The following is a 24144-nucleotide window of genomic DNA, read 5'->3' as shown; positions in this document are numbered from 1 at the left end:
GAATAGAATTTCAAACAGATTGATATGACTATATTTCCGAGTTATGTTGTGTAATCGGCATTAATGTGGATGTAATAGCCTAATCCTTGTTATTACAGGCTTTTAACCATTCACTTATAGCGTTACCTTAGTGTTACCCTTGATGCATAATGCCTGAGAGATCAGTCCTCGACATATAGGTGTTACCCAATCGTTACCTTTTAGGCTAATTCCTACTTCTCAATCCACTACTAATAACGTCTTAGATAGAAAAGATATTCCAGGTGATACCAATGCCTACATCTATCGTCGAGCAGATAAAGGATCTAGGTGGCATCTCTATTTCTATGATCGAGATAAAGGGAATAGACATCGCTTTGCACTCAGGACTAAAGAAAACACATTCCCAGAAGCAACAATCAAAGGACAAGATCAAGCTTGGTTATTAGGTGTTGAGAAGTTTATTGAACTAAAAGGGAAGTCAGATCGAGGAGATGCAATTAAATCTCTTACCTTCGGGAATTTGATTCAACAGTTCCTAGATAAGGAGAAGAAAAGAATCAGCAGCATCCCACAACAAGGAATCACAAAAGCTCGATATCGACTGCTACAGAACCAATGCAGGTGGCTTAGGGACTACATCAATGATGATAAAAAGCAAATCCATAAGCTCAAACGTAATGCCTTCTTGAACTACGAAACATGGAGAAAAGAAAGAGCAATTGAATTTAAAAAAGAGATTCCACAACAAACGACTATCAATCAAGAGATGTCTTGTCTAAGAAGAGTCTTTTCAGAAGTGGCTGTGACTCATGGATTTATCAGTAAAGATACAGTCCCTGATATACCATCCATACGATTACCTAAAGATCAGAAACACAGAAGAGATGATCTCACAGCCAAAGAATGGGAAGAACTTGAAAGAGTTGCCAGGCTGTATTGGATAAAAGGATTAACAAGAATCCTCGATGAGAATTACACAATCACTAAAGACAACAACGGTAAGTATCAGACCAGATCAAATCAAGCCTTTGGAGGTAAGAGAGGTAAGAAGCAATTAGTCCATAGAGAGCTTGCTTACTTAGCCATGAGAGTTGCTATGGATACTGGGATGAGACCAGGGAGTTTACGGAAATTAAAATGGAGAGATATCGGTGAGAACACCGCAATACCAAAGGAAGAAAGGAAGATATGGGTCAATATTGATGTTCCAGCTGAGAAGACAAAAACAGGAAGGTCATACCGAGTAGCTGCTCCAATTGCCAAGTTCTTAGAACGAATACGAGTGATTACTAAATACAAAAAGATGGATGACTATATCTTCACTAATCAAGATTCAGGGAAACAAATCAGTGAAAGAATTTGGCAAGATTCAATTGCTGATCTGTTAGTCGAAGCAAGACTTGCTGACTGGAGAGAGGATGCAAATAGTCAAGTTAAAAAAGTAGTCATTCACTCAGGTAAGAACATTACTTGGTATAGCTTTAGGCATACATACATCACCATGCGTTTATCTGCTGGTGTACCTCTTCCAACAGTTGCAGCTAATACAGATACGAGCATGAAATATATCCAAGAGCATTACTTCCATTACAGAGCTGATGAGTCCACTGAGATCCTTGGTAAAGGTAGAAAGATAAAGCCAGCAGAAGAAAGTCTTAGATGGATTGGATCAAGCAGTTGAAATTTATACTTTTTTAATTCGCTTAATTAGTACATCTAAACTCTTGCGAGCCTAATCAAGATATTGCACAATCAGGAACCAACTCACAAATCGGGACGCCATCTAATGATGTTCCGATGGGAAGCGAAATACCAGTTCCTTGGTCAATCACAGAAAGCCAGAGATTCATCTATTCGAATTGAATTGATTTTTCGCTAGATACAACTCCTCACAATTAAATCTAATGAAAGTTCTATCTCTCATAAGAGCTTTACCTTTTAATGCGGTTGAAATTATTCGACGCACTCCTCCTCTTGTTTTCGCAACTACAGTTTTATCCATTGGAGGGCTTATTGGATTTACCAGTGCATCTAAGATTTTGGTTGATGGACTAAAACCTGCTGCAAACACAATCACAGTTACTGGAGCGAGCACCGAACGTATAGAAAGTGATATCGCAAAATGGGATATCAAAGTGGAAACGGAAGGTAATTCACAAGTTGATTCTTATCAAAAACATAAAGTATCTATCGATAAAACAATTACATTCCTTGATCGTCAGGGAGTCATAAATAATGACTACCAATCAATTGCTTTACTACCTGCCTCAACATCAAAAGAAATCAATAAGAATCCAAAAACTGGAGAAATAATTTCTAAGAAATGGGTAACAACTCAGTGGATAGAAATTGAGAGTAATGATGTTTTCAATATTGATCAGACATACCGAAAGATGAGTGATCTACTTGGGAAAGGGGTGATTGTAAGACCAAGACGTCCAGAATTTACTTATACACAACTCGCAGCTAAACGTGTAGATATGCTTGCAAAAGCAACCAAAGATGCACATACAAGAGCAGAAGCCATCGTCTATCAAACCGGTTCAGAACTAGGCAATGTAAGAAAAGTTGATACTGGGGTCTTTCAAATCACAGTCCCAAACTCAACGAGAGTCAGTAGCTGGGGTTCATATGACACAAGCACAATAAAAAAAGATATCACTGCTGTGATGGGAGTCACATTCGAGGTCAATTAAAACAGTCTTAGATAAATATCATTAATAGAAACTGGCGATTGGCAGATCGTTATGTATCGAGATGGTATTCACTCAAAAGATTAAAAGACTTACCAACATATCTACAAACATAGAGATAGCCCAAGACCATTACTTCTATCACAGAGCTGATGAGTCTATTTAGATTCTTGGTAAAGGTAGAAAGATCAAGCCAGAAAAGTAAAGTCTGAGGTGGATTGGAGCTCACTAATTCACAATCATAAATATTAATAAGCAGAAAAAATAAATAGAACTAGTATAAATAGACTTTCTATCCAGCAAATGAAAAAAATCATTGCATTGACAAGTATATTTTTAAGTGTTTTTGTATTTCATAATCAATCGTCTAAAGCAGCTAAAACTCCTTATCAGACAATTGTTTTTGCTTCAGCAGTTAATTATTGTGGAACCGAATATGGATACATAACCGACAAGCTAGCCTTTGACCTTATTGTCAAATATAGTAAAGAAAAACATAACCTTGAGCCATATCAAGTTGCTACTTTAATGCAAAGAAAAAGCTGGGCTAAAGACACTGACGATTTTATTGACCTACATGGAGGATGCGAAAAAATCAATGAAGTAGTTTGGCAAAGTCTCGATAGCAAGCCGACTGGTTTTAAATCATTGATGAATGGGAAAAAAGATTACGAGTATTATTACGACATAGATTTATAGACATATTCACTCCGAGAGCCCAATTGAGCCAAGAATTGTCTTCGGATAAGGAGTTGCATTTAAATTAACCTTTCTAGATATGGATCTTGTGTTGGCAAAACGAGATGTATCAATTTTATCTTCTGCAAGCAAGCTCATTTCACTCGCTTCACATGATCCCTTTATTACGCCCATCCCAACTGCTAGTGCATACGCACGTTGTTCCCCTGTTCCATGAGTTGGATCGCCGCTGGAGTAGGCAAATTTTGACATGGCAATAGTATCTTCTCTTGTGATACCAAGCTCCTCACTACCTTTATGAATCATCACCCCTGCCATACAATCTGCTTGTAATTCAAGATCAGGTAAAGGTAAGCGAATTTTATAAGCTTTTTGGATGGCATGACTAAATTCATGTGCAACTACATATGCAATTGCTGATAGACCAAATTCTTTTTGGAAAGATCTTAATTGCTCTGGAACCAAAAATATTGTGTTAGTTCTTGGGCAATATGAACTCCCACCCACATCATCTCCAGACATATACGAACCACAAACTCCATAAACAGTAGTTCCAGCTGCTATTGGAATTACTTGAGGTGGCGGAAGTGAGATTTCGTCATTTGCAACCCATTTTGTGAAAAGATAACCAGTCGTTTTATCAATAACTGAATTCATTTTTGCATCTTTAATTTTTTGGAAAAGATTTGGATTCGCTAAAGCACTCAGGGGTATCACACTCAACGAAATTAATCCTGCAAGTATTTTGCTATACATTTCTGAACTTATAAATCATTATCTAGTAATTCTAGTTCACCACAGAATCGGTCTCCAATCTCCACTTAATTGGAATGCAGCCCAAACATATGGATGTCGATAACCAGGAATAGAGTGATTTCTAAATTCTTTTTGAGTATTAGCTAATGCGTCTGCTCTACCTTCTCCATCTTTTAGTTTCTGATAAAAACTGGTCATAAAAGAAGCCGTTGCACGATCATCTACTTCCCATAACGACAACAAACTTGATCTTGCACCTGCGACTGCTATAGCACGCTTGAGTCCATATACACCTTCTCCAGATTGAATATCACCTTGTCCAGATTCACAACCAGATATCACCGCTAATTCTGTACCTTGCCAATCAAGCTTGGTGACTTCTAGTGCAGTTAAGTATCCATCATCTTGAGGATTTAAATCTGGTTGATTAGCACCAGCTAAAACTATGCCACTTCTCAACAATGAGTTTTCGTTCACGGAGAATTGATTAGAACTAGTTTGTCCAATAAACATAGAAGTAATATTCTCATCTTTATTTTTATCATTCATTAAAAAATAAGAATGACTGGCGATATGTAAAATCTTTGGAGAGTAACTTTCTTGTACTGCTAAGACAGTAGCTTGAGATTTCATCAATAATCGACCATTCGTTAGTTGAGCAATACTTTGTCCCTCTTGAACTGTGCCTGGCAAAGAATCCCATGTTGATGAACCTAAATCTCCAGAACGTTTTTGAGAAGCCAAAATAGTTTCATCAGATATCTCATCATTAGATAAATCACTAATCAAATTAAAGGATGGATTCGCTACAACAAGAGATGTTTGATTGGTTAGATTATATTCTTCTTGAAGATCTAATAACTCACGCCCAGTAGTTAATAAACGTAAATTAACTTCTTCTCCTAGTAGTTTATTATTCTTAGATGAACTTAATGCCGCAAATGGGATTCTATTAAGCTCACCATCTGGTGAAATAAATAAAGTTTCGATATTCCCAATCACATTGGCTAAGGGTTCTATAACCAAATCACCTACCTCAGCCCATAAAGCTTGTGCATTCACTTGTATCTCTTCTGAAGCTTGTAATGCTTCCTGAATCTTTATGTCGATCGATTTTGCAAATCCAAGATTAATACTATGAATTTCTCCATTGGGCTTAAGAATTAATGCTTGATAAAGAGGTTTACCCCAATTTTTAACCTCCAATGCATCTCTTGGCTGATCAAACTTAAAAGGTCTATATTTTTGAAATTCTATAAGAACTGAATCTTTAGATAGAACATTTGCAATATCAGACACTTCAACAATACGTGATTGTCTTTTGTTTATTGTTCTATAAAGCTCTATCTCCAATGATTCCTTTTCTGAGATAAGTTTATTTATCAACATCTGATCTTTGATTTGATTAGATGAAATAGTATTGGTAATTGCTTTAATTTTTCCAAGTAACTTACGTTGAGATCCTTTTAAAGAAGATAATTTACTTTGCTCTCGTTCAATTTCTTCCAATAATCCATGACGATTAATACGAGCAAAGAACGCCAAATCTTTTCCTATTGGATGAATATCAGATGCCGAGAAAATAGCAGCATATGAAATACCCAGTCTTTTAACAAAATCTTGTCTCTTAGATATAGGTAAATAAAATGCTTTTTCTTGAATTTCCTTAAATTGCAGTCTTAAGCTTTTTCTCAAATAATCATCAGCTTCTTCATATTCTTCATTCTTAAAATGAACCATGGCAATGTTAAGTAACGGTTGTATTAAAATAGGATTATTTTCACCATAATATTCTTTATAAAGTTCTAGCCCCTCTTCTATATATGGTTGAGCTTTCTTATTTTCTCCCTGCCACCAATATGCCAAACCTAATGTTGATAAAATAGTTGGATCTGCTTTATTATTTATTGATTTCTGCTTATAAACATTATTTAATCGTTTTAATATTCTCTCTGCTTTTTTGAGATCGCCTTCTTGCAAAGCAATAAATGAAGAATAAAGTTCACCTTCTGATGTTCCTCGCTGAATCAAAGATTTTGCTTTTTTATATTGATCTTGTTGCATATAAGTAACAATTAAAAGATTCCTGGAAAGTAATTCAGAAGGATCCTCTTCAATGAGATTTAATGCAGAGAAAATAGCTTGATTTTCTTCAAGTAATTGGATAACTTTTGTATTATCTCCACTACTCGAGTAATATAAAGCTTCAAGGTAATTAAATCTTGCGTTAGCAATTCCTTTTTCTGCTTTATTGTATTTAAGAAGTGTTTTAGCCTTTGATACTAAATTAGGAATTTTAGTAAATTCAGATCTCTCAAGATACAAAGAAATAGAACTTTCAATAGCAACTAAAATCTCTTCTCTGGAACCACCCAAATTAATTACTTGCTCATAATCACTGAGAGCTCCTTCTTTATCATCTAACACCCGTTTGTTATCTCCTCGTCTTAACCATGCATAAACATAATCAGGATCAATTTCGAGGGCTTTAGAGTAGTCGTTAATCGCTCCTTCATGATCTCCTAGCGAACTCTTGCTACTTCCTCGGCCGGACCATGCATAAACATAATCAGGATCAATTTCGAGGGCTTTAGAGTAGTCGTTAATCGCTCCTTCATGATCTCCTAGCGAACTCTTGCTACTTCCTCGGCCGGACCATGCATAAACATAATCAGGATCAATTTCGAGGGCTTTAGAGTAGTCGTTAATCGCTCCTTCATGATCTCCTAGCGAACTCTTGCTACTTCCTCGGCCGGACCATGCAAATACATATTGAGGTTCAATTTCTAGAGCTTTGGAGTAATCTTCAATTGCTCCTTCATAATCTCCTAGCTGACCCTTGCTATTCCCTCGACTAAACCATGCAAAAACATAATCAGGATCAATGTCCAGGGCTTTGGAATAATCATCAATCGCTCCTTCGTAATCTTCTAGCTGATACTTGCTATAGCCTCGATTTGACCATGCAAATACATATTGAGGATCAATGTCCAGGGCTTGGGAGTAGTCGTTAATTGCTCCTTCATAATCTTCTAGCTGCTCCTTGCTTTTCCCTCGCCGCTCCCATACCAATACATTTTTAGGGTCAATTTCTAAAACTTTGGAGTAATCGTTAATCGCTCCTTCGTAATCTTCTAGCTGATACTTGCTAGTCCCTAGACCCCACCATGCCAGTAAATATTGAGGATCAATTTCTAGGGCTTTGGAATAATCATCAATCGCTCCTTCGTAATCTTCTAGCTGATTCTTGCTATACCCTCGACTTGACCATGCCAGTAAATATTGAGGATCAATTTCTAGAGCTTTGGAGTAGTCGTTAATTGCTCCTTCATGATCTCCTATCTGAGCCTTGCTACCTCCTCTGCTTGACCATGCCCATACATATTTAGGGTCAATTTCTAGAGCTTTAGAATAATCGTCAATAGCTCCTTGATAATCTCCTAGCTGATTTTTGCTAAGTCCTCGCCCCCACCATACCAACACATATTTAGGATCAATTTCTAGAGCTTTGGAGTAATCTTCAATTGCTCCTTCATGATCTCCTGATTCTTGCTTTTCGAAACCACTATTAAAGAATTTTTGTAAAAGATTTAGATCATCTTTTTGACTTGCAAGTATTACCTCATTAGCAATTACATAAGGTATATGACTAACTGATATAGGGATCACACAAAAAGTAAAAAATAAAATTTTATAAAGTCTTCGAATCATAGATAGTCCAAGCCAATCAAGTTAAAAGATTAGTAAATAAGAATAGATAGTCAGCTTGTTCGCCCTTTAAAATCAAAAGCATAATTGCCAAAACTATTATATGCTAAATCATCAGATATTTTTCAAGGCTTAACTTGAAAAGTTAGGAGCAACAATTAACTAAATTTTCTGTATTTGTAAAATGAAAAGCTACCTAATACTCATCCTTTTATTATCTTTAACAGCCATCTCTTTCACAAAAGCAGATACCAATCACTTTGGTGCAGGAGGACTCTTCGAATTAGATCTTGGCGATAGCGAGATACCTTTGACACCGAAGCAAGAGAGAGAACAAAAGCTTTTAAAAGAAAAATTAGAAATGAAAACTAATGAAACTAAACAGACCAAATAGATTTAATAAGACACGTCACTCAAACCAAGAGGGAACCAAGACTGCACTAGCTTTTTGGAAGTTTGCAAAGAACAGGTATAGAACCGAAAAGCATCCAGTCCTCATCAGCAAAGTTAAATGCTCAAGCAAGGTAGAAACCATTCTGAGCTTCCAAGAGAAACAGATGCTTGAAGGCTTGGTTAATGCGGTCCAGACAAGCCAAAGAGACGCTATCAGAATCGCACTTTACGAGCTCTCCACAACGTCCCTAGAAGCTCCTCTAAGGCTTGTGAAATATGCAAGCAAGGAAAGCCAAGAAAAGGGTCACACAAGTCGCTCCAGCAAGGTTACGGCCAAGCTTCCGAAGCCTGAGAAGGCGGTGTTCGATGAGTTGCAAACCAACTGCAAACTGACGAGCAAAGAGACAGTCAGACTGGCGATTATCTGGCTTGCGATGAGCGTTAAGGATGAAGGTTTTAAGCTCACCAAAAGTCCACGAGTTAGCCAGAAAAAACTAGCTAGAGAGTGGAGTAAAACCTACGACAAAGAACAAGGTTCCAAGCTAACTGCACTCAGTGAAGCTGCTGATGCTGCTTACGAAAAAGCAAAAGAAAAAGAAGAGGAAAGACGAGAAGAGGAATATAAAAGAAGAGGTGAGACCCTCGAGTTAATGAAAGAAGATGGGAGTCTCGCTATGTGGGCTGCTCTTCAAGATGCAGATCAAAGCTGGCAATTAGATCAACAAATTATTGATGACTATGAGGCGAGTTTAAATAGTGAAAGTTTTGAGAAATGGATTATTGGTTTAGAAGAGCTAAGTGAACGAGAAAAGGAAATCGAACGCATAAAAGCATCTTTCCCGCCTGGAACAGAAGACGATCAATTGGCTAATGACATATATGAAATCAATAGAAGAGAAAGAGAAGAAGAGGAATTTTTAAATAGCTGCTCTGATGAAGAGTTAATAGATCAAAGCCCTGAGTTGTTCTTTTTGAATCGACCTGAGCTGAATGGAATCTTTTTTTATGATGATGTCATCTCTTTTAAAACAGACAAAGAATACAAAAGGAGAGACGGCGAAACTGCAGACGAATACTTCAATAGAGCTTTCCCACTTAATGTCTTAGAGAACATAAAAACAAAGCAAGAAGAGAATGCAGCTCAAGCAAAAGAAAGGATGGCTGAACTCAATAAAAAGTTTAAGAAAACGGCTAAAAAATATGGGCTAGATCTAAGCAGAGAGGAAAGAATAATGAAGCAAGAAGAGAGAGCACGTGATTCTATCAAGCAAAGGCTAAAATCTGCAGAAGAAAAGAAACGACATGAAGACATCGAACGCTTAAAAGCAGAATTAGATAGTCGTCTAAGAATGACAAACAAAGAGATCATTGAATGGTGGAATGAGCATCACCCAGACATGCGATAAACACTGAGTTTTCAGTCTGACCCTCCTACTCTATTTAGAGGTAACGACCTCAAAAAAGAAATTCCATACCGATAATGCCAATCATCAACGAGGCAAAAGAAAGAGTTTGCCGAAACCTACTGAATAAAGTAATTGTCTTCGATCAACTGATTGACAAGGCTGAAGCCATAGACAATCCAGATAAAGCAAAAGAACTATTCCTAAAACAAGCCAACATCCTTAAAAGGCTTGAGAAGGTTATTAGTTAGAGAAAGACAAAGGCTCGCTACGCTCGCAAGACAACAATTTAGTAACTCTAAAACGAACGACTGAGCGAAGCGAAGGAGTGAGTTTTCCCAACCTCCTCAAACATCCCCTAACGAACTAAATACGTATAACAAGTATCCAATGACAACAATGAATTTAATAAAAATAAGAAATCAGAAGTTAGAGCAAGGCTCTAAAAAGAAACCTCTGCCCTATACACAGGCACTGTTAATATCTTTAGTACCAAAGGCTTCATCCTTAAAGATTAAAGATAGATGACTATTTAAGTCCTTTAGTTTTCAGCATAAATTTCTCTTCCCCATTAACGTATAAGGGAGGACACTATTTACCCCTCATACCCCTTATCCAGTCGCTACCTAGGACTAAGGAATATATCTTTTAGTACTGTTACCTTAGTGTTACCCTTCTTCTCTCATGCCTTTAAATCCTTTACTGTTACTGGCTTTATAGGCTACGTAGTATAATCGGCATTAATTCGAACATATTGATCAGACAAATCACAGCCCCAAGCAGTAGCCGAACCTCTTCCCCTCCCTATCCTTAATTTAATACTTATAAGATCGTCGATTAAATATTTCCCTTTTATCCTTGCTTGCATAAAGTTGCTAACTATTTGTCTATCAAATTCCAGAGGTGTTCCATTAGAAAATATTTGATAAGGTCCAATCCATAGTTGAACATCATTAAAATTAAAAGAAATACCTGCACGACCAAGTGCAGCAATAATTCGTCCCCAATTAGGATCGAGACCATGAACTGCCGTTTTAACCAAAGAGGATGAAGCTATTGTGCGAGCTATCACATGAGCCTCTAAGTCACTTGGAGCACCCTCAACTTGTATTTCAATCAAGCAATTAGCACCTTCTCCGTCTCTTGCAATTGCTTTAGCAAGGTATTGAGCTGTTAAATGTAGTCCCTCTTCAAGGGTTGATAAATATCTTGGATCTAATTTTGGTCCGGAAGAAAACGCTAAAAAAGTATCATTTGTACTCGTATCTCCATCAACTGTAATGGCGTTAAAAGATGATTCTGTAACTCGCTTTATCATCTCCGACCACAAAGTATAATCTATGCCTACATCACACGTAATGTAGCTCAACATTGTTGCCATTGAAGGATGAATCATGCCTGAGCCTTTAGCCATTCCTCCAATAGATATTCGTCTTCCTCCTAAAACTGCTTGATACGCAATTTGCTTTACTTTAAGATCGGTTGTCAAAATTGCATTTGCCGCATCCAAATATGCCTCCTTATCTAAACTATTTATAAGGTGATCCAAGTGACTAATAACCTTTGCAACAGGTATTGGCTCACCAATTAAACCGGTGGAACATATCAAAACTTCTTCATTAGATAATCCCAAGCGTTGAGCAAGCTCGTTTGTAATAATTTCACTATCAATTTTGCCTCGACTACCTGTACAAGCATTTGCGTGTCCAGAGTTGATAACTACGGCACGTATTTTTCCCTCAGATGCCTTGATTCGATCAATACATAGATCCACACAATAAGCACGAGTGACTGATTGAGTAAATGTCCCACTGCAACAAGCACCATCAGGTGCATATAACAAAGCAAGATCTTTCTTCCCAGAAGGCTTCAATCCTGCGGCAATGCCCGCTGCTAAAAAACCATCAGGGGTAGTAATACCACCAGATATTGGAGACCATAGAGAAGATGTCAAAAGACTCAAATTCAGAAGAGCATTTTTCACTTACTATCAATATTAATGATTGACCAACAACAAACAAACAAACTTTGTCTTAGATGGAAAGGCAAGCAAAGAAGATTAGGTATCACTGGGGGTATTGCCAGTGGAAAAACAATTATTGGAGATTTTCTATTTCAAGCCAAGCAATGGCCTATTTTAGACGCTGACGTATATGCTCATGAAGCATTAAGAGCTGAAAGTCAAATAGTCAAAAAAGTCTTATTAAGATATGGAAGTAAAATAATTCAAAATTCAAGTAAAAGTGATCAAATTATTAATCGCAAAGCATTAGCCAAAATAATTTTTCAAAATCATATTGAAAAAAAATGGCTAGAGGGAATAATACATCCATTCGTAAACAAAAGAATTGAAGAAGAATTAGAAAAATTGAAATCAAATTCTATAGTAATCTTAATTATTCCACTCCTATTTGAAAAAAATTATACAGGTTTATGTAGTGAAATTTGTTACATAGATTGTCCTAGAGACATGCAATTACAACGACTCCAGTCAAGAGATAATTTAAGCCTTGAGGAAGCTAATCAAAGAATTGATGCGCAATGGGACAACGCTTTAAAAAAACATTTTTCAGATTATATTATTACTAATGCTAATAATGATGAGACATGGAAAATACAGTTAAAAAAATTATATAATTTCTAGCCTAGTAACTTTTTATTTAATATTTGATTAGCAAGTTTTGGATCCGCTTTCCCTTTTGTTTCCTTCATTAATTGACCCACAAAAAAACCTAACAATTTCGTCTTCCCTGCTCTAAAAGATTCAACCTCACTAGGATGATTAAGGATCAATTTATCAATAATTTCCTCAATAACTTTAGGATCACCAATCATACCTAAACCACGTTCTTTGACTAATTGCTTTGGAGAACCACCCTTACTTAAAAGTTCAGGCAATATTTCTTTAGCAATTTTTCCACTTATTTCTCCTAAGTCAATCATTTTCAACATTTCTGCTAATTCATTTGGCTTAAAAGATAATTGATCAAATGATAATCTATTAGATTTAATAAATGCTGCTATATCTCCAGTTATCCAATTTGCTGAAGTTTTTGCTGCTCCACCTTCAGCAACAACTTTTTCAAAATATATAGCCATTGAAGATTCGTCAGTTAAAACTCTTGCATCATAAATAGAAAGGCCAAGTTCTGATGCGTATCTATTTCTTTTTGCGGCTGGCAATTCTGGTAATTCTGAGCGCCATTTTTCTTTTAAATCATGACTTACTTCAATCGGACCTAAATCAGGATCAGGAAAATAACGATAATCACTACTACCTTCTTTTGATCTCATGCTTTTAGTAAGTTGCTTAGCTTCATCCCATAACCTCGTTTCTTGTTTTACTTCTTCTCCAGATTCATAAGCTTTAATTTGCCGCTTAATTTCATATTCACAAGCTTTCTGAATAGCTGAAAATGAATTCATATTTTTTATTTCTACTTTTGTACCAAATGGATCATCAACAGTTGGTCTAACTGAAATATTTACATCACATCGCAAAGATCCCTCTTGCATATTCCCATCAGATACTCCCAAATAACGCATTATTCTTCTAATTTCAGCTGCGTACTCCGCAGCCTCTCTACCTGTTCTTAAATCAGGTTTACTAACTATTTCAGCAAGTGCTACCCCTGCTCTGTTGTAATCAACCAAAGAATGGGTGGAGCCTGACAATTGATCACTACCTGCATGAACAAGTTTTCCAGCATCCTCCTCCATATGTAATCGTTCAATACCTATTTTTTTGATATAAGTTTCTTTGCCTTTTTCAGCTACTTCTACCTCTATCCAACCATCTTCTGCAATAGGTTCATCAAATTGAGATATTTGATAATTTTTTGGTAAGTCTGGATAAAAATATTGCTTTCTATCAAATTTACTATGAGAGGCAATATTTAAATTTAAAGCCATCGCTGCTTTAACTGCATATTCCAGAACCTTTTTATTTAGAACTGGCAAAGTGCCTGGCAATCCACATACCACTGGATCGATATGAGTATTTGGATCGTCACCAAAGTTGGTTGATGCGCTAGTAAATATTTTGCTCTTAGTCCCCAACTGAACATGGGTCTCTAATCCGATTACAACTTCCCAAGAAACATTTGATTCTGACATTAATTTGACCTAGATATATGAATCCTATGAAAGAAAAGCTCAGTCATGGAAGCTAACGTAATCTAAAACATTGAAAATAACATTTTCCCAATTCAAGCAATGGGTGTCTTAAATGAAAAACCATTGTTAATCCTCGGAGGAGGATTAATGGGTCTTGCAATCGCCCATGAACTTGCTCAAAAAGGGAAACGCGTAGAAATTTTAAGTAGAAGCAGAAGTGAAGCAGCAGGTTTTGTTGCTGCAGGAATGCTAGCCCCCCACGCTGAAGGGCTTCAAGGCAATCTATTAAATCTTGGTCAAAGTAGTCTTCAAAGCCACCCGAGTTGGATAGAAAGCATTGAGACCAATAGCAAAATGTCATGTGGTCTGAAAACTTGTGGGATTGTTGTTCCATTTGAAAGAATCAAAGACTGTGAGTCCTACCCAACATATAAATTTGGTGAAAAGCTAAACAGGAATGAGCTACTTCAAGAAGTTCCAGGACTGTCAGAAAAATGGAAATTAGGTTTACTTTTTAGGCAAGACGGTCAAATCGACAATCGAAGACTATTAATGAGAGCACTTGAAAAAGCTTGTGTTGAATTAGGTGTTCACTTTCAAGAAGGAGTTGAAGTGATTGAAATAATGAAAGATTCAAATAAATTTAATGGAGTCAAAATTAAAGACATTAATGGAAATATAAATCATTTAAAAAGCGAAGAGGCAGTTCTCTGCTGCGGAGCCTGGAGCAAACAAATTTTCAAAACACTCCCTATTTTTCCTGTTAAAGGCCAGATGTTATCTATTCAGGGACCTAAACAGATTCTAAAAAGAATTATTTTTGGCCCTGGCATTTACTTAGTTCCAAGAGATGACGGTCTGATAATCGTAGGGGCAACTAGTGAGCGTGAGGCAGGCTTCCATAAAGGACTTACTCCAAAAGGACAAAGCGAGCTACAAAAAGGAATTCAATCTCTTATTCCTGAACTTAATCAACTACCTCATATGGAGAGATGGTGGGGTTTTCGTCCATGCACACCCGACGAAGGACCTTTACTTGGAATGTCATCAATTAATGGGCTCTGGCTTGCTACTGGGCATCATCGCAATGGAGTTCTATTGGCGGCAATAACTGCAGAATTAATTGGAAAATCAATTTGCTCGACCACTTTAAGTAATGAGGAAAGTAGTTTTTTGTCCCAATTCAGATGGGATAGATTTTAAAAACCACTCAAAACAGATTGTGGAGTTCAACAATAATTTATTCAACTCTCCATGATTGATCTGATGGTGTCCAATCAACAAGTTCATTTTCCTGAAACCATAGATCGATTTCAAAAGCTGCTGTGTCAGAACCATCAGAACCATGAATGACATTACGACCAATGTTCACAGCTAAATCACCTCTAATAGTTCCCGGTTCAGCCTCAAGAGGCTTTGTTGCTCCAATCAATTTTCTTGCACTTGCAATAACACCTTCACCCTCCCAAACCATCGCGACAACAGGCCCACTTGTTATGAAATCAACTAAACCTGAAAAGAAAGGACGATCTTTGTGAACACCGTAGTGTTTTTCAGCAAGTTCTTTGCTTGGGGTTAGTTGCTTTAGACCTACTAATTTAAATCCTTTCGTTTCAAAACGACCAAGAATCTCAGCAATTAAACCTCTTTGCACACCATCTGGCTTGATAGCAACAAAGGTTCTTTCCAAAGTCATTGCGATATTGAATAATATGAAGCCATAGTCTTCCTAAAACTACCCTCTTGGCAAGTAAAACATGACACTTAATAAAACTGTTCTTAGATTTAATTGTATTAATCGTGAATGATCAAAACTTGGCCACTTTGTTATCGCATAAATGACTGTGAAAAATACTAATCAATCTCTCTATTGGACTGTCCAAAACAGCTCAGACCTCTATGGGATTGATCGATGGGGAAAGGGTTATTTCACAATCAATGAAAAAGGGAATATTAGTATTTGTCCTAACGGTTCCAAAAATAAATCTCATGATTTGATGGAACTCTTAGATGAACTCGAAAGTCGAAAACTAAAATTTCCTCTGTTAATAAGATTTGATGATATTCTCGAAGACTGCTTAAAAAACTTACATAAAGCTTTTGAAAAAGCAATTAATGACTATCAATATCAAGGAAAATACCAAGGTGTATTCCCAATCAAATGTAATCAACAGCGTCACGTAGTTGAAGAATTAATCACCTGTGGTTCCAAATGGAATTTTGGCTTAGAAGCTGGAAGCAAACCAGAGTTACTAATTGCTTTATCAAGCTTAGAAGATCCTAAAGCTTTACTCATATGTAATGGCTATAAAGATAAACGTTATATTGAAACAGCTATTTTAGCACGTCAGCTTGGACGTCAACCTATAGTAGTTATAGAACAAGCGAGTGATGTTGATCTTATAATCAAATCTAGTAATTTACTGGGAGCATCTCCACTCATAGGAATACGAGCGAAACTATCAAGTCAAAGCAGTGGAAGATGGAGAAGCTCGATTGGTGACAAGTCGAAATTTGGACTTTCAATTCCAGAAATTTTGAAAGCAATCAAAAGGTTAAAAGAAGCAAATCTTCTCAATGAATTAAAGCTTTTACATTTTCATCTAGGGAGTCAAATTAACGATATAGGTGTTTTAAAAGATGCCTTACAAGAAGCAGGACAAATTTATGCCGAATTAATTAATCTTGGGGCACCTATGGGATACTTAGATGTTGGAGGTGGTTTAGGAATTGATTACGATGGAAGTCAAACTGCCTCAATAGCATCTACTAACTATTCGCTTCAAAATTATGCAAATGATGTAGTAGCAACAATTAAAGAATGTTGTGAATCAAAAAAGATACCATTACCCACTTTAATTACAGAGAGTGGAAGAGCTATTGCTAGTCACTTTTCAATCTTAATCTTCAATATTTTAGGCAAAAATTCGTTGCCTTCTGACATTCCTAAAGAAGATGAAAAAGAATGTCTCTCTGTAAGAAATTTACGTGAAACATTAGTCCATCTAAATGCTCTAGAACTTAAGCAAGAAGAAGATTTAGCCAAACTACAAGAAGCATGGAATGATTCTCTTAAATTTAAAGCAGATGCACTAGCGGCTTTTCGACTCGGTTATATAGATTTAGTTGAACGTGCAAAAGCTGAGCAGTTGACATGGGCCTGTGCAAAAACAATAGTTAATCAGTTACCAAAAAATATACTTCTACCTAAAGAACTAAAGAAATTAAGTGAAAGCTTAGCCGTAACGTATTACGCAAATCTTTCCGTATTTAGATCGGCTCCAGACACTTGGGCCATTGATCAAGTTTTTCCAATTATGCCAATCCATCGGCTTAACAAAGAACCGAAGAAACTCGGTCACTTTGCAGATTTAACATGCGATTCAGATGGAAAGCTTGACCAATTTATTGATAATGGAAAAATTAAAAATTTGCTACCTCTTCATGAATTTAATCAAGACGAAAAATATCTAATTGGTCTTTTCTTAGGTGGCGCCTATCAAGAAGTAATGGGAAATCTACATAATTTATTTGGGAGTACTAATGCAGTCCATATAAGATTTTCAGAAAAAGGGAAATATAAAGTTGAGCATGTCATTCGTGGGAATACAAAATCAAATGTTCTTGAATATTTGGAACATGATCCAGAATTATTATTAGAGCGATTACGAAAATCAAGCGAATTAGCTATTCAAGGCGGGCATCTAAAAATCCATGATGCGCAAAAACTAATAGAGCATGTAGAAGCCAGCCTCCGCCAAAGCACTTACCTACAGAGCTAAATCAAGACAATTGTTGAGTCAAATCCTCATTAGCTTTTTCTAAAGCTAGATCCAACGATTGAGGTTGACTACCACCAGCTTGGGCGAGATTTGGACGACCGCCGCCGCCGCCGCCGCACATTTTTGCAACCCCACTTATAAATTTGCCTGCATGTAAACCATCTGAGACTAAATCAGGAGAAAATGCAGCAACAAAAACTAATTTAGTATCGATCTCCTGATTTGGAATGCCTCCAAAAACAACAGCAGAATGCTTGCCTAAATGATCTATTAAACTTGAAGCCGCAGATTGCAATCCAGACCCGTCAACTCCATCTAAACGTCTAATTAATAATTTACTTTTACCAACAGATTTTGCATAACTCGCCAAACACAATGCCTTTGACAAAGCGAGTTCATTTTTTACTTTGATAAGTTCTTTTGTTTTATCTTTCAATTCCTGTTGAAGAGATGAGACTCTCTCAACAATTTCATATGATTGAACTTTGAATGATTTACTTAACTCCTTAACTACCAAATCACGTTCATTAAAATAATCTAAAACTGATGGACCAGCTATGGCCTCTATTCGTCTGATACCAGAAGCAATACCTGTCTCATTAATAATCTTAAACGTACCTAGTTGTGACGTGCGAGTTACATGGGTTCCTCCACATAACTCCATAGAAACACCTGGAACATCCACAACACGTACCACATCGCCATATTTCTCACCAAACATTGCCAAAGCACCAGCAGCCATAGCCTCCTGAATTGGCATTATTTTAATTTGAATTGGATGATCTTCAATAATCCATTGATTTATTCGTACTTCCATATCTTCAAGTTCTTTTATTGTGAGAGGTTTTGGAGCATTAAAATCAAATCTCAATCGATCATTTGAAACTAACGAGCCTCTTTGACTTACACTTGAGTCAATCGATAACTTTAAAGCTGATTGCAATAGATGTGTAGCGGTGTGATTTGATGTAGTTCGTTGACGAAAAGATGGAGTAACATTCATCTGAACAGGTGAGTTAACTTTTAGAACTCCAGTGTTAACAATTCCGGAATGAATAAAAATATTCTTCTTTTTTCGAACATTTTCTATAGAGACCTCAAGATCTTGAGACGTTATTAAGCCTTTATCTCCGATTTGACCACCAGACTCAGCATAAAAAGGCGTTCTATTAACAATAATCTTGACTAAATCACCCTGAACAGCTTGTTTTACTAATTCATTATTTTTAAAGATGCCTATCACAGTTGCAGTGGTTTCTAATTTTTCATAGCCCTCAAATTTTGTTTCATCAAATAAAGAAATTTCTCTCTCAATTGAACCTTCTTCAGTTAAATCAATACTGACAGAAGCATCTTTTGCACGTTTGCGTTGCTTTGCCATCTCCCTCTCAAAACCATTAATATCAACAGAAATACCTTTTTCATTCGCGATCTCTTCTGTTAATTCCAAAGGAAAACCATAAGTATCATAAAGCTCAAATGCCTGCGAACCAGAGATAAGATCACATTCATGAGCTGTTATCTCTGCCAAAAGTTTCTCTCCCCGTTCAAGCGTTTCAAGAAAACGAGATTCTTCTATTTTTAACTCATTAAGAATAATTTTCTTTTTCTCAAGTAATTGAGGATAAGCATTTTTCATCAACTCAATAGCCACTTCAGCCAGCTGTGGTAAAAACGGCTGATTAATACCTACCAGTCGACCATGCCGAATCATACGCCGTATGAGACGACGAAGTATATAGCCTCGCCCTAGATTACTAGCACTTACACCATCGCAAATTAAATGAGTGACAGCTCTGCAATGATCTCCAATAATTTTTAATGATGTTTTATTTTTTTTATTTGTAGTTTCATAAGTAATTTGAGCTAATAAAGCCGCTGCCTCAATGAGAGGAAAAATAAGATCCGTTTCGTAATTGTTAGATTTTTTTTGCAAGATTTGAGCCATTCTTTCTAAGCCCATTCCTGTATCAATATGACAATTCGCCAATGGTTCAAGATTGCCATTTAAGTCACGGTTGTATTGCATAAAAACCAAATTATAAAATTCTATAAATCGACTATCGTCTTCAAGATCTATTCCATCACTTCCTAATTCCGGTTTAAAATCAAAATAAAGTTCCGAACATGGACCACAAGGTCCTGTAGCACCAGATGACCAAAAATTATCAGAAGCACCCATTCTAATGATTCTTTTTGCATCAACCCCTACAACCTCTTTCCATATTTTCTCTGCTTCTGAGTCTTCTTCAAAAACACTAATAACTATATTCTGTGGATTTAGTCGAAAAACCTCAGTAGTTAATTCCCAGGCCCATTGAATTGCCTCTTTTTTAAAATAGTCACCAAAAGAAAAATTACCTAGCATCTCAAAAAAAGTATGATGCCTCGCAGTTTTCCCTACATTTTCAATATCATTCGTTCTTATACATTTTTGACTGGATGTTGCCCTCGGAGTAGAAGACTCTTTTAATCCTAAGAAAATAGGCTTAAAAGGTAACATACCCGCAATTGTCAATAAAACTGTTGGATCATCTGGAATCAAAGAAGAACTTGCAAGTTTCTTATGATTATGTTGGATAAAAAAATTTATAAATGCTTCTCTTATCTCATCTCCCGAAAGGAATGGCGGATTTATTGAGGAGGAAGAATTTTTTTGCATACCTAAAAATTATCTCTAAAAAGGTTTTTGAAAACAATCACAAAAACTTCAAATGTGCTCAACTCACCCTAAACAATACCAAAATGGAAACCCGTGAGACTTCGAAAGACAAAATATTCAAAAAAATCATTCGACAAGCTTGCTTATTGCAAACAAATACTATTTACGGGAAGCAGTATCACACTTACAAACCCCAATATCCTATTATATTTGGAAATGAACTAGGTATTTTCACTTAGCTACCTGATTTATTGCAACCTTCAGGCTTCCTCTAATTAATGGCTTTAGGAACATGATTTTTACTGAATCGACAGCTTTAGAAAATCAGAAAAGTGATACTCCAAAGCTTTCACTGCAATATGAACAAATTGCTGCAGATACACACACTTTAAGGTCATTGGATTGGGATCGAAGCAGGTTTGATATTGAATTTGGCCTTCGAAATGGGACAACATATAATAGTTTTTTAATAAGAGGCAAAAAAACTGCTCTTATAGATACAAGTCATTTAAAGTTTAAAGATATTTGGTTTGAAAAGCTAAGACAACAAATCAATCCAACAGAAATTGATTATTTAATAGTCAGTCATACGGAGCCGGATCATTCAGGACTCATAAAATACTTAATTGAATTAAATCCAAATATTGAAATCGTCGCATCTAAAGTAGCTATAAAATTCCTAGAAGATCAAATTCATCAACCTTTTAGGTCACGAGCAGTCAAAAGTGGAGAAGAACTCAATTTAGAAATTAATTCAATCAGCGGAATCGAGCATAAAATTGAATTTATTAGTGCACCAAATCTACACTGGCCCGATACTATTTTTTCTTTTGATCACGGTACACAAGTTTTATATACTTGTGATGCGTTTGGTTTACATTATTGCTCAGAAAAATTGTATGACGAAAATCCAAGCTCATTAAATGAAGATTTTCGATTTTATTATGACTGCCTCATGGGTCCTAATGCCCGCAGCGTAGTTCAGGCATTAAAAAAAATTGATGCATTGCCAACTATCAATACTATTGGTGTTGGACATGGACCAATTCTTAATTTTAATACGCAGTTATGGCTGAATCATTACAGAGAATGGAGTAAGCAAAGAAGTACAGGAGAAAATTACGCTGTGGTTTGCTATCTCAGCCAATATGGCTTTTGTGATCGGCTTAGTCAAGCAATTGCTCATGGCATAGGCAAGGCAAATGCTCCAGTCCAATTAGTCGATCTTATTGCTTCAGACACTCAAGAGTTAAGTGCTTTAATTAGTGACGCCAGTGCAGTTGTTGTACCAACTTGGCCCATCAAATCTGATTCAGAATTACAAAGCAATATTGGAACCTTACTTGCATCCTTAAAACAAAAGCAGTGGGTAGCGACTTATGACTCCTATGGTGGAAATGAAGAGCCTATTGACTTTATTACCAACCAATTAAGAAAGCTTGGACAAAAAGAAGCTTTTAAACCACTTCGAGTTCGTGACGAACCAAACAAAAGTGTTTATCAACAATTTGAAGAAGCTGGTACAGATTTAGGTCAAATTCTTACTAGAAAGAAAAATTTAGCTGCTACTAAAAGCCTTGATGGAGACTTAAATAAAGCACTTGGTTGCTTAAGCGGTGGACTCTACATTGTTACAGCGAAAGATAGTGAAGGCTCGGACAGTCGAGACGGTGCGATGGTTGCAAGTTGGGTTAGTCAAGCAAGTTTTGAACCCCCTGGAATAACCGTAGCTGTGGCTAAAGATAGAGCCATTGAATCACTATTACAAGTCAATGATCGTTTTGTTCTCAATATCCTTCAAGAAAATAACTATTTGCACCTCTTCAGACACTTTTTAAAACGTTTTCCACCAGGTGCTAATCGATTTGAAGGAATTGAATTAATGAATGATCTCGCAGCTGGAGGACCAGTTCTATCTGATGCGTTAGCGTTCCTTTCATGTAAAGTTATTCAAAGAATGGAGACAACAGATCATTGGATTATTTATTCATCAGTTGAAAAAGGTAATTTATCTAATACTCAAAGTAAAACAGCAGTTCATCACAGAAGAGTTGGTAGTAATTATTAATAATGACAGTAGAAAATATTTCTTCGCCAAATTTAAATACTTTCATAAAAAAAAACCATTCAGATTCCCGTTGAGGAGAACTTCATTTGCTTAAGAAGCCTAAACCCAAAAAGAACAAGATTTGAAGTTGAATATTCTCTTGAAAAAGGTAGTTGCACTAATTCTTTTTTATTTAAGTCTTCTCAAGATGAACATTCTAAATCACAAGATTATATTTTAATTCACCCTCCTGGTTTAACATTTGAAAAAGAATTTTTAGACGAGTTTGAGACATTAATTAGCAATGATTCGTCTGCAATTAAGTTAGTCATGGGTCATATCAATCCCAATAAAGTAGCTTTTGTGAAAAGAATGAATATGAAATATAAAAATTTAACTATTATTTGTTCTAATCCAGGTGCAAAATTATTCAAAGAGATTTGGAATTTACGAAAACCCTCGCAAAATACAAATCCTAAAGAAGCATTGGAGACAGTTGAAGTTCTTCCAAATATACAAATCATTAAACAATTAGAAACTCTTTCACTCGAAAGTAATTTTGAGGTTATTTTCATTCCCGCGCCAACAGCTCGTTGGCCTGGTGGACTAATTGTTTTTGAAAAGCAAACTGGTTTATTGATGAGTGATAAATTATTTGGTGCGCATGTTTATGAAGAAAAATGGGCTGAATTAAACAGTAGTAGCACGGAAGAAGAGAGAAGACATTACTTCGATTGTCTAATGGCACCAATGTCTACACAAGTCAATAGTATTATCGAAAAATTTGAAGACTTTGAGATTGATACGATAGTACCTGGACATGGACCTGCAATCAGCGGTAGTTGGAGGAGTTTATTAAACAACTACCAAAGCTGGGGAGAAAGCCAAAAATACAGCAACTTAAGAGTTGCTCTATTATTTGCAAGTGCATATGGAAATACTGCTGCTATTGCTGATGCCATTGCTAGAGGAATTAGTAAAACAGGGGTCAAAGTTAAGATTATTAATTGTGAATTCACCGCATCAGATAGCTTAGTCATTGAAATTCGTAAAGCAGATGGATATTTAATTGGATCACCAACATTAGGAGGACATGCACCCACACCGATTGTTTCAGCACTTGGCTCGCTTTTGGCTGAGGGAGATAGAGGAAAGCCGGCTGGAGTATTTGGAAGTTATGGATGGAGTGGGGAAGCTCTTGATTTACTTGAAAAAAAATTAAAAGATGGAGGCTTTAAATTTGGATTCGAACCCATCAAAATCAAATTTAGTCCTGATCCTTTAATGATTAAAAAACTTGAAGAAACAGGTATCCAATTTGGTAAGCAATTAATTAATGCAAAATTACGTCAACAAAGAAAGGCTAATGTAGGTTTAAATACAAGTAAAAGTGATCCAACAATTAATGCACTAGGAAGAGTCGTCGGATCACTATGTATATTGACTGCTCAAAAAGGAGATGAAAATAATCTGATTAGCGGAGCTATGGTTGCAAGTTGGGTTAGTCAAGCAAGCTTTTCTCCTCCTGGTATTACGATTGCAGTCGCTAAAGAAAGAGCTGTAGAAAACTTACTTCATACAGGAGATAACTTTGCTCTAAACATTTTAGAGCAAAACAATCACCAAAGCCTCCTTAAACAATTTCTCCAATCATTCAAACCTGGAGATAATAGATTTACCGATCTAGAGATTAAATTAAGTCCAAGCAATCAGCCATTATTAAACGAAGCTTTAGCGTGGCTGGAGGGTACAGTTAGTCAACGAATGGAGTGTGGGGATCATTGGCTGATATATGCTGAGATTAAACATGGAAAAGTCATTAAAAAAGATGGAGTAACAGCAGTTCATCATCGAAAAACCGGAGCGAGCTACTAGATCCATTACAAAAACGACATCATCCATT

The 24144-nt window shown here is 36.3% G+C and carries 18 protein-coding genes; 12 read left to right on the top strand and 6 right to left on the bottom strand.

The genetic code is table 11. The annotated features are described in order from the left end of the window. Positions 1-502 precede the first annotated feature (502 nt). From O5633_RS08735 to O5633_RS08725, 3 genes are all read left to right on the top strand, one after another. The gene (locus tag O5633_RS08735) at positions 503-1663 is read left to right on the top strand and encodes a tyrosine-type recombinase/integrase (RefSeq protein ID WP_269609274.1); all 1161 of its coding nucleotides are present in this window, start codon (positions 503-505) and stop codon (positions 1661-1663) included. Between the two features lie 223 nt (positions 1664-1886). Next, positions 1887-2678, top strand: a complete 792-nt coding sequence (locus O5633_RS08730; protein ID WP_269609273.1) for an SIMPL domain-containing protein — start codon at positions 1887-1889, stop codon at positions 2676-2678. A 300-nt stretch (positions 2679-2978) separates the two neighbouring features. Further along, a complete protein-coding gene (locus O5633_RS08725; protein WP_269609272.1) occupies positions 2979-3374 on the top strand; it encodes a hypothetical protein in 396 nt (131 codons plus the stop codon). Between the two features lie 6 nt (positions 3375-3380). Here the strand turns inward: O5633_RS08725 and O5633_RS08720 are convergent, their stop codons facing one another. Continuing rightward, entirely contained in the window at positions 3381-4130 is a 750-nt protein-coding gene (locus O5633_RS08720) for a neutral zinc metallopeptidase (RefSeq protein ID WP_269609271.1), read from the bottom strand. Positions 4131-4166: 36 nt separating this feature from the next. Continuing rightward, entirely contained in the window at positions 4167-7799 is a 3633-nt protein-coding gene (locus O5633_RS08715) for a CHAT domain-containing protein (RefSeq protein WP_269609270.1), read from the bottom strand. Positions 7800-8022: 223 nt separating this feature from the next. Between O5633_RS08715 and O5633_RS08710 the strand changes: the two genes are divergently transcribed. The 4 genes from O5633_RS08710 to O5633_RS08695 all read left to right on the top strand — a co-directional run bounded on the left by O5633_RS08710 (position 8023) and on the right by O5633_RS08695 (position 10162). Further along, positions 8023-8232, top strand: a complete 210-nt coding sequence (locus tag O5633_RS08710) for a hypothetical protein (RefSeq protein ID WP_269609269.1) — start codon at positions 8023-8025, stop codon at positions 8230-8232. Next, positions 8210-9637 carry a hypothetical protein gene (locus O5633_RS08705; RefSeq protein ID WP_269609268.1) on the top strand — a complete coding sequence of 476 codons (1428 nt, stop codon included), beginning with the start codon at positions 8210-8212 and terminating at the stop codon, positions 9635-9637. The genes O5633_RS08710 and O5633_RS08705 overlap by 23 nt, the downstream gene beginning before the upstream one ends. 74 nt (positions 9638-9711) lie before the next feature. Next, positions 9712-9885 (top strand): hypothetical protein, encoded by a 174-nt coding sequence (locus tag O5633_RS08700; RefSeq protein WP_269609267.1) that lies wholly within the window; start codon positions 9712-9714, stop codon positions 9883-9885. Between the two features lie 139 nt (positions 9886-10024). Then, a complete protein-coding gene (locus O5633_RS08695; RefSeq protein WP_269609266.1) occupies positions 10025-10162 on the top strand; it encodes a hypothetical protein in 138 nt (45 codons plus the stop codon). 193 nt (positions 10163-10355) lie between these two features. On the opposite strand, the gene argJ is transcribed toward O5633_RS08695, so the two are convergent. Next, positions 10356-11618 (bottom strand): bifunctional glutamate N-acetyltransferase/amino-acid acetyltransferase ArgJ, encoded by a 1263-nt coding sequence (argJ, locus tag O5633_RS08690; protein ID WP_269609265.1) that lies wholly within the window; start codon positions 11616-11618, stop codon positions 10356-10358. A 15-nt stretch (positions 11619-11633) separates the two neighbouring features. Between argJ and coaE the strand changes: the two genes are divergently transcribed. Continuing rightward, positions 11634-12278 (top strand): dephospho-CoA kinase, encoded by a 645-nt coding sequence (coaE, locus tag O5633_RS08685; protein ID WP_269609264.1) that lies wholly within the window; start codon positions 11634-11636, stop codon positions 12276-12278. Here coaE and gatB read toward each other — a convergent pair. Then, positions 12275-13750 carry an Asp-tRNA(Asn)/Glu-tRNA(Gln) amidotransferase subunit GatB gene (gene gatB, locus O5633_RS08680; RefSeq protein ID WP_269609262.1) on the bottom strand — a complete coding sequence of 492 codons (1476 nt, stop codon included), beginning with the start codon at positions 13748-13750 and terminating at the stop codon, positions 12275-12277. The genes coaE and gatB overlap by 4 nt on opposite strands. A 99-nt stretch (positions 13751-13849) precedes the next feature. Here gatB and thiO point away from each other — a divergent pair, with 99 nt between their 5' ends. Then, positions 13850-14953, top strand: coding sequence for a glycine oxidase ThiO (gene thiO / locus O5633_RS08675; protein ID WP_269609261.1), 1104 nt, complete (start codon positions 13850-13852; stop codon positions 14951-14953). Positions 14954-14990: 37 nt separating this feature from the next. Here thiO and ndk read toward each other — a convergent pair whose 3' ends face one another. Further along, positions 14991-15446 (bottom strand): nucleoside-diphosphate kinase, encoded by a 456-nt coding sequence (gene ndk, locus O5633_RS08670; protein ID WP_269609260.1) that lies wholly within the window; start codon positions 15444-15446, stop codon positions 14991-14993. A gap of 142 nt (positions 15447-15588) precedes the next feature. On the opposite strand from ndk, the gene speA reads away from it, so the two are divergent. Next, a complete protein-coding gene (speA, locus tag O5633_RS08665; protein WP_269609259.1) occupies positions 15589-17532 on the top strand; it encodes a biosynthetic arginine decarboxylase in 1944 nt (647 codons plus the stop codon). 1 nt (position 17533) lies between these two features. Here the strand turns inward: speA and alaS are convergent, their stop codons facing one another. After that, positions 17534-20194 carry an alanine--tRNA ligase gene (alaS, locus tag O5633_RS08660; protein ID WP_269609258.1) on the bottom strand — a complete coding sequence of 887 codons (2661 nt, stop codon included), beginning with the start codon at positions 20192-20194 and terminating at the stop codon, positions 17534-17536. Between the two features lie 292 nt (positions 20195-20486). Here alaS and O5633_RS08655 point away from each other — a divergent pair, with 292 nt between their 5' ends. Beyond that, positions 20487-22262, top strand: a complete 1776-nt coding sequence (locus O5633_RS08655; protein ID WP_269609257.1) for a diflavin flavoprotein — start codon at positions 20487-20489, stop codon at positions 22260-22262. A 57-nt stretch (positions 22263-22319) separates the two neighbouring features. Further along, entirely contained in the window at positions 22320-24116 is a 1797-nt protein-coding gene (locus O5633_RS08650) for a diflavin flavoprotein (RefSeq protein ID WP_332299683.1), read from the top strand. Positions 24117-24144 lie beyond the last annotated feature (28 nt).

The sequence above is a fragment of the Prochlorococcus marinus str. MIT 1013 genome (assembly GCF_027359395.1).
Taxonomy (GTDB): domain Bacteria; phylum Cyanobacteriota; class Cyanobacteriia; order PCC-6307; family Cyanobiaceae; genus Prochlorococcus_B; species Prochlorococcus_B marinus_E.
The sequence above is the reverse complement of the archived record's forward strand: the minus strand, read 5'-3'. Positions and strand labels throughout refer to the sequence as shown.